Origin of the sequence: Pseudomonas sp. BN415 (genome assembly GCF_029871195.1) — a bacterium.
GTDB lineage: Bacteria > Pseudomonadota > Gammaproteobacteria > Pseudomonadales > Pseudomonadaceae > Metapseudomonas > Metapseudomonas resinovorans.
In genome coordinates this window covers 1-4,575 of the sequence record NZ_SSOK01000047.1, presented here as the reverse complement: position 1 = coordinate 4,575, position 4,575 = coordinate 1, and the positions used below count along the sequence as shown (strand labels likewise).

Here is a 4,575-nt window from a genome sequence, read left to right as displayed (position 1 = left end):
CGCCGAGCACATCTGCTTCCGCCCGGCGCGACTGGCCAAACCGGTGATCGCCGGCACCATACCGGCGCGGGTCACCAGCCCGCAGGCGGGCGACCTCTACAGCCACATCGACCTGGAAGGCCGCTACAAGGTCAACTTCCTCTTCGACCAGGACACCTGGCCCGCGGGGCAAGAAAGCATGTGGCTGCGCCTGGCGCGGCCCTATGCCGGCGACACCTACGGGCTTCACCTGCCGCTGATCCAGGGCACCGAGGTCGGCATCGCCTTCGAGCACGGCGACCCCGACCGGGGCTTCATCGCCTTCGCCCTGCACGACAGCCAGCACCCGGACCTGGTGACCCTGAAGAACTACAAGCGCAACGTGCTGCGCACCCCGGCCAACAACAAACTGCGGCTGGACGACACCCGCGGCCAGGAACACATCAAGCTCAGCACCGAACACAGCGGCAAGAGCCAGCTCAACCTCGGTCACCTGGTGGACGGGCAGCGGCAGAAACGCGGTGAGGGCTTCGAGCTACGGACCGATGGCTGGGGCGCCATCCGCGCCGGCAAGGGGGTGTTCATCAGTGCCGACGAGCAGGCCCGTGCCCAGGGTCAGGTGCTGGCGATGAACGAAACCCTGGCGCGGTTGCGGGAAGCGGGGGAGCAACTGCGGGTGCTTTCCGACGATGCCCAGACCGCCACCGCCGACCCGGCGGACGTGCAGGCTCAACTGACCTTCATGCGCGAGCAACTCGAACAGCTGCGCGAAGCCGTGGTGCTGCTCAGCGCCCCCCAGGGCATCGCCCTCACCAGCGGCCGGCACCTGCAGCTAGCCGCCGAACGCAACCTCATCGCCAACGCCGGCAAGGATGCGGCCCTCAGCGTGGTCCGGCGCCTATTCATCGGGGTGGGCGAGGGCGTCAGCCTGTTCGTGCGCAAGCTGGGGCTGAAGCTCATCGCCAACCAGGGCGCGGTCAAGATCCAGGCGCAGAACGACCGCCTGGAGCTGATGGCCCGCCATGGCCTGGACATCGTCAGCACCGAGGACGAAATCCACATCACCGCCAAGCAGAAGATCGTCCTCAACGCCGGCGGCAGCTACATCAGCCTTGACGCTTGCGGCATCGAGTCAGGCACCCAGGGTGAGCACCTCATCAAGTCGGTGCATTTCGACTACCAGGGGCCGGCCAGCATGACGGCCGCACACCCGCAGTACCCCAAGCTCGAATCCGCGCCGCGATTACGCCTGCGTATGCCACAAACGCCCAATGCCCCGCAGACGACCTGGGCCGGCATGCCTTACAGGCTCTACGCCGACGGCGAGGAGCTGCAGCGCGGTGTGATGGACGACAGCGGCTACCTGAGCGTTAAACACCAGGTAGTGACCCGTGGCTATCGGCTGGAGCTGGCCAACGGCCTGTCCTTCCAGTTGCCCATCCCCAGCGACTACCGCAACCCCGAGCAGGGCGAGCTGGCCAACCTCGGCCTGCACAACCACAGCGCCGCTGCGGGCGACGCTATCCCGCACACGGAGCATCGCCGCTGGTACGCCTCATTGCTCCTACCCGCCGCACCAGGTGAGAAGGCGGATGGGGCAAGCACCGAGCAAGGTGGGCCAGGCAAATGGATAACGCAGGCCATTGACTACCACGGCGTCCGCAATACCGGGCAGATGTTTCTCAATCGCCTTGCCAGCCTGGGCGACGAAGGACGTCTTTTTGGCTCGGAAGGCAAGGACTACGAGCACACCAAACGCACCTTGCGCCAGAAATGGGTGGCGCTGGCGATAGACGAAGAGCACCTGGCCGCAAAGTCAGCCAAACATCGATATGGAGAAACGAGGGAGATCGAACAGACCTACTTGGAGGGGCCGGATAGTTGGCAAGTCGGTGGCAAATCCTGGCACTGGCAACCCGTAACAGCCAACACCGTCTACGAGGCCGCGGAGGTACCAGTATGACGATCACAAGCCGCAGGTGGTTACTGCTATGGGGGGCTATGGACCTCTTCCAGAGCCTTTGGTACACCCAGAAAAGCTGGAGTTCGGGGCGCACTCCATACCTTACGGACCTGCACAGCATCCTGAGGCTGAGTGCCGAGTTGGATATAGGGCTATCCAGTTTGGGAATGCTGTCCTGGTGCCTGCAACTTTCCATTGCCCTCACGACGGTGGGCTTCCTTTTGGGCTATCACCCCACCCGCTACCTGGCGTTGGCACAGATCCCACTGCGCCTGTTTTTCCTCTCCCCCTCCATTGCCCCCGTGCTGCTCTTGGCAGGCCACTTACCGAGCTTATTCATGCTTGCGCTGGTCATCGGCTCAGAAGCCCTCAAGGGCTGGAGCCTATGGCAGTGCGTGCGATGATAAGCGCCGTGCTAGAGCGCTTCGGGACTCAAGGAAGGTAGCCGCGTGCGTGTCTGTGAAATCACCGTCCCCGCAGGCTGGGACGGTGCAGTGGAAAGCCTGGGCCCCGATGAAGGGGGTGGGCGTTCTATTGGTTGGCGCGCATCCCTGCCCACCGCTTTCAGACGTCCGTCGGAAACGCCTTTCCTGCGTTTACCCGTCTCCCTGCACGAAGAAGCTCTTTTTCCAGTGTTCATTCTGAACTGGCCTGATAGCGGTTCTACGACGGCTCGCGGCAGTCTCCTGCGTTCTGTATTTACGCAGGGAAGTATCTCCGCATGCTTGACGAACTCCACCCCATCTTCGACCGCCGCCGCCACAAGCCCCGCGTTTGCAACCGTGATGCGCTGCTTGACGTGCTCGTCTTCCGGGGTAAGACGGCCAGCGTCAGTTTCCTCCCGCTACCCACACCGACGTTCTTAGCTCGCACGCGCGTGCCGCCGGCCCGGTCAGTGCGGCGCCGGCACGGGGTGATCAGTAGTTTCAATGACGAAGTGCCTACCGAACATCGCCGCGGGTACGCCGAGCTGCTCGCCAAACACCTGGGCCAGAAAGGATGTGCCCCATGAGACCCGCCAACGCCAGGCACCCCGAAATCGTCGTGCCCATCGCCCTCCAGCACACCCACGAAGCCGTCTGCAGCGCGCCCTGGTTCGTCTGCGATACCGAGTACCGGCCCTGGCCGGCCAGCTACAAGCCCCTGATCAATGGCGAGGAGGCCTTTCGTGCGGTGCACCAGGCCATCGCCAATGCCGAGCGCTCGGTCGACATCATCTGCTGGGGCTTCCAGCCTTCGATGCACTTCATCCGCGACGGCAGTGACGACCGCTGCATCGGCGTCCTGCTGGAAGAGAAGGCCCGGCAAGGCGTGCAGGTACGCATCCTGGGGTGGGAGATGCCGCTCAATGCAGCTGGGGTGGTGGGTGAAGCCAACTTGCCCGGTAAGGGCGGCCTCGCCGACCGGGCAGGGCAGACCTCCAGCGATGAGCAGTACGCCTACGACCGGCAGTGGTTCAAGCAATACGCGGTCGCCGATAACAAGGCCGCCGGCTTGGCGGATGCCCATATTCCGCTGTTCGTCAGCCGTGACTTCAGCCTGTCCGAGCGTGCGGAAATCGCCCACCAGCTCAAGCTCAAGCGCCTCGACCCGGAGCTGGCCAAACGCTCTGCCTTCACCATGCGTCACACGGTGACCCACCACCAGAAGTCCGTGCTGGTCGACTTCGAATTGCCGGAGCGGGCCATCGGCTTCGTCATGGGCCACAACATGCTTGACGAGTACTGGGACACCGACCACCACTCGGCCCTCTGCCGGCCGGATCCCAAGCGACCCGATGCGAAGACCCACGCCCCCAATCGCGGCCCTCGCGGTGCCTTGCCGCGCCAGGACATTTCCTGCCAGATCACCGGCCGGATCCTCAGGGACCTGCACCACAACTTCGCCACCGCCTGGGCCAAGGAAACCGGCGAAGACCTGTTGCGCTCACGCAACGCCGAAGAGGTGGCCGTGCAGCTGCAACCGCGCGCGGAATGCGGCACTGCACTGATGGCCCAACTGCTGCGCACCCAGGCCCAGGAACAGGGTGGGATTCGCGATATCCAGGCGGGTTACCTGAAGGCCATCAACAACGCCACCCAGTTCATCTACATCGAGAACCAGTACTTCCGTTGGCCGCCCCTGGCCGAAGCCATCAAACAGGCCGCGCAGGACCAGACCCGCGAAGGCCGCGACCCAGGGCAACACGGCAGCCTGCACCTGTTCGTGGTCACCAATGTCACGGACGAAGGCATCGGCAAAGGCACCGTCAACACCCAGCGCATGCTGGAAAGCCTCGGTCGGGCCGACACCATTCCTGTGGTCACCAAGCAGTTGCGTATCAAGAAAGCCGAAAAGGACATGCCACCCAAGCCCAGGCCCGATGGTGGCAATGACTGGCATGGCAAACAGGAGCTGGCCAAGTGGCAAGAGGCGTTGGATCGGCAGATCAAAGAGATTGAAGACGAAGACCTGATCCCCGAGCCACGCCCTGGCCTGAAGGTCCACATCTGCTCCCTGGTGGCCCCCGATTCGCCGGCCGGCAAGCCCTGGGTGCCGGTGTACATTCACTCCAAGCTGATGATCGTCAACGACGTACTCACCACCCACGGCTCGGCCAACATCAACACCCGCAGCATGCAGGTGGACAGCGA

At 63.8% G+C, this 4,575-nt stretch carries 3 protein-coding genes; all 3 read left to right on the top strand.

Features of this window, described 5'->3' with window-relative positions; genetic code table 11:
- On the top strand, positions 1-1,942 hold a 1,942-nt coding region (vgrG, locus tag E8F20_RS11600), incomplete at its 5' end, for a type VI secretion system tip protein VgrG (RefSeq protein ID WP_280283853.1).
- Entirely contained in the window at positions 1,939-2,346 is a 408-nt protein-coding gene (locus E8F20_RS11595) for a hypothetical protein (RefSeq protein ID WP_280283852.1), read from the top strand. The genes vgrG and E8F20_RS11595, both read left to right, overlap by 4 nt.
- Before the next feature lie 604 nt (positions 2,347-2,950).
- A partial coding sequence (locus tag E8F20_RS11590; RefSeq protein WP_280283794.1) for a phospholipase occupies positions 2,951-4,575 on the top strand: 1,625 nt, incomplete at its 3' end.